This is a genomic window from Brevundimonas sp., assembly GCF_016463485.1.
Taxonomy (GTDB): domain Bacteria; phylum Pseudomonadota; class Alphaproteobacteria; order Caulobacterales; family Caulobacteraceae; genus Brevundimonas.
Map to the genome: position 1 here is coordinate 1 of NZ_JAEMRD010000222.1, position 3313 is coordinate 3313.

At 72.0% G+C, this 3313-nt stretch carries 3 protein-coding genes; 1 reads left to right on the forward strand and 2 read right to left on the reverse strand.

Annotation, left to right across the window (positions count from 1 at the left end):
- The first annotated feature begins 184 nt into the window (after window positions 1–184).
- Window positions 185–1081 carry an acetyl-CoA carboxylase, carboxyltransferase subunit beta gene (accD, locus tag JHC99_RS18115; RefSeq protein WP_292156076.1) on the forward strand — a complete coding sequence of 299 codons (897 nt, stop codon included), beginning with the start codon at window positions 185–187 and terminating at the stop codon, window positions 1079–1081.
- Here accD and mnmC read toward each other — a convergent pair.
- Window positions 1078–2859 carry an FAD-dependent 5-carboxymethylaminomethyl-2-thiouridine(34) oxidoreductase MnmC gene (gene mnmC / locus JHC99_RS18120; protein ID WP_292156078.1) on the reverse strand — a complete coding sequence of 594 codons (1782 nt, stop codon included), beginning with the start codon at window positions 2857–2859 and terminating at the stop codon, window positions 1078–1080. The two genes, accD and mnmC, sit on opposite strands and share 4 nt — an antisense overlap.
- Before the next feature lie 94 nt (window positions 2860–2953).
- Window positions 2954–3256 (reverse strand): hypothetical protein, encoded by a 303-nt coding sequence (locus JHC99_RS18125; protein ID WP_292156079.1) that lies wholly within the window; start codon window positions 3254–3256, stop codon window positions 2954–2956.
- Window positions 3257–3313 lie beyond the last annotated feature (57 nt).

Consider the following 3313-nt stretch of genomic DNA (forward strand, 5'->3'; position numbering starts at 1 on the left):
GAACGCGCCGCCGAGATCGCCCGTGTCGCCGATGCCGTGGTCGTGGGCTCGGTCCTGGTCGAGGAGGTCGCAGGCGCGCTGGCGGCCGGGACCTCGGCGGCCGAGGCCGTCCTGGCCAAGGTCAAGGTTCTGGGCGACGCGGTCCGGGGTGCGCGCGTGACGGAAACCGTCTAAAGGCACGATCATGCCCGACAACAAATCGACAGAACCGAAACGTGGCGGCTGGCTCAGCCGTTTCGCGCCCGGCGTGCGCAAGATCGTCAGCCGCCGCAGCAACGACACGCCCGACAACCTGTGGGTCAAGGATCCCGATTCGGGCGAGATGCTCTACCGGCCGGATCTGGAGACGGCGCTGTGGGTCACGCCATCCGGCCGCCACATGCGGATCAATGCCGAGACGCGGCTGCGCTTCACCTTCGACGACGGGCGCTATGAGGCGATCGCCACGCCGGACGTGCCCGAGGACCCGCTGAAATTCTCGGACGGCAAGTCCTACAAGGACCGGCTGAGTGCAGCGCGCAAGGCGGCCGGGCGCAAGGACACGATGATGATCGGGGCGGGCGAGATCGCCGGAACCCCCGCCGTCGCCATCGTCCAGGACTTCAGCTTCATGGGCGGGTCGCTGGGCACCGCTGCGGGCGAGGCCTTCATCGCCGCCGCCCACGCCGCGATCGAACGCGGCGTGCCCCTGGTCTGTTTCACCGCCGCCGGCGGGGCCCGAATGCAGGAGGGCGCGCTCAGCCTGATGCAGATGGCGCGCTCGACCCTTGCGGTGCAGGAGCTGAAGGACGCTCAGTTGCCCTACGTCGTCGTCCTGACCGACCCGACCACGGGCGGGGTAACGGCCAGCTATGCGATGCTGGGCGATGTGCATTTCGCCGAGCCGGGTGCCCTGATCGGGTTCGCCGGCGCGCGGGTGATCGAGAGCACCATCCGCGAAAAACTGCCCCCGGGCTTCCAGCGCGCCGAATATCTTCAGGAAAAGGGCATGGTCGACCGCGTCGTCAGTCGTAACGACCTGCCGTCCGTGCTGGGCGGGGTTCTGTCCATGTTGATGGACGGACGCAGACGGGCGGCCTAAGCGCGCTTGTCGGCGAACCGGCCGGGCGCGAAACGTTCGGCCATGTCGTCCGCCAGCGGCGAGGCCGCCCCGGTGATCAGCGCCGCGACATGCTCGCCCAGCAGGGGCGCGACGCAGAAGCCGCGTGAGCCCAGGCCGGTCAGGACGAGCAGGCCCGGCCGCCCCGGCACAGCGCCGCAGACCGGCAGCCGGTCCCGCGTCGTGGCGCGGACGGCGGCACGGGCCTGGATCGGACGATCCGTGACCGCCGCAGCGAGATCGGGCAGGCGCGCCGCCAGGGTCTGGACATTGCGATCCGTATCGGCGGGCCGGACATCGGTGGTCGTGTCGTCGCGATCGTGGGTGGCGCCGAACAACAGGCCTTCAGCGGTCGGCGCGGCGTAGCCGCCCCAGGCGACGGCGGGCACCGTGACCCCTTCGACCCAGTTCGCCTGACCCCGCACGGGGCGCAGATCGAGGTCGGGCGCGAGCGCGGCCGCGCCCCATCCCGCCGTGATGACGACGCTATCGACCTCGGCGATGACGACGCCGTCGGGGTCGGTGAGGGACCAGCCGCCGCTCTCGCCGGGCGTGATCGCGGCGACGGTGCCGGAGACACGTCGGGTGCCTTCGAGCCATGCGGACAGGATGGGGGCAGGCGCCACCGCGAGGGCCCCGGCCATGAGCAGGCCGCCCGTACCCGTCCTTTCGCCCAGACGGGCCGTGGCCTCCGCGACGTCGATGACGGTCATGGCCCCGGGCGACCACCAGGTCTGGACGGCGATCTTGTCGAAACGGGCGGTGTCGCGGTCGGTCTGATGAAGCTGGACCACGCCCTCGGCGACAATGGCGTCCGGGACGGCGGAGTACAGGGCGCCTGCGCGGTCCAGCGCCTGGGCGTGAAAGGATGCGATGCCGACGTCGCCTGCATCGAGGCGCGGCGTGACGAGGGCGGCGGGGAAGCCCGAGCCGCCGGCCCCGGGCCGGTCGGCCTCGATCACGGTAACGGCGCTCCCGGCCTCGAACAGGGCGCGCGCGACCGAAGCCCCGGCGATCCCGGCCCCGATGACGGCCACGGTCGGGCGCCGAACCGCCTCCAGCCGCTCGCGCTTGCGGCCATGTCCGGGGCGTTTGTCGACCCGGAAGCCGCGCTGCGTCAGGCCCCTTCGCACGAAGCCGGCGACGGTGAAGGTGGCCAGGCGCGCTCCGGGAGCGGACCGGGCGGCGACCAGGTCGAGCACCGGCTCCGACCACATCCCGGGGTTCAGCGCCGGGGAGAAGCCGTCGAGGAACCAGGCGTCGGCGCGGCCGGTCCAGGCGGACAGGACGTCGACCACCTCGCCGACCGCCACATCGATGACGGCGTTGAATCCGGGCAGGTCGATGCGGTGGACGCCGGGATCGCCGGCGGGCCACCGATCCAGCAGGACGCTCGAGATATCGGCCAGTTCGGGCCAGGCGGCCAGGGCTCGGGCCGCCTCGTCGCGGCTCAGGGGAAAGCGCTCGACGGTAAAGACGTGCAGGCGGGCATTGCCCGGCCCCTCGCGTCGCCACAGGTCCAGCAGGGCCAGGATGTTCAGCCCCGTGCCGAAGCCCAGTTCGGCGACGGTGAAGGTCGCGTGTCCCGCCCAGGCCTGGGGCAGGCCACAGCCTTGCAGGAAGACGGCGCGGCTCTCGGCCAGGCCGTCGTCGGCCGAGAAATAGACGTCGCCGAACCGTCCCGAACGCGGCGCCCCGTCCTCTGCCCAGGTCAGGCGGGGAGAGGCGTCGTCATCGGCGGTGTCGGGAGCAGGGGCCACGGCGCTCGCTTAGCATCTCCACACGAAAAAGGGGCCGCACGTGGTGCGACCCCTGATCCGTCGGCGCGCCAGACGACGCGTCGGACGATGCCTCTTAATGCTTCTCGGCGGCCGGGGCTGCGGCGGTCGGGGCCATGGCCCCCGTGGCAGGGGCCATGGCCGAGTCGGCAGCGGCGGGAGCAGCGGCAGCAGCGGCCGATGCAGCCTCACCGGCGGCGGCGGCGGCGTCGGTCGCAGCGGCGTCGGCCGTGGCGGCGGCGTCAGCAGCGGTGTCGGCGGCCGCGGCCGAATCGGCGGCGGCGTCGGCGGCCTTTTCCTCGGGCTTGGGTGTGCAGGCCACCAGGGCGACTGCGGCGAGACCGGCGGCCGAAACGGCCAGCAGTTGGCGAATGGTCATCGTGGAATTCCTTCCTATGTCACGGGATCTTGCAGCCCCGCGAAGAGAGGATAGGGA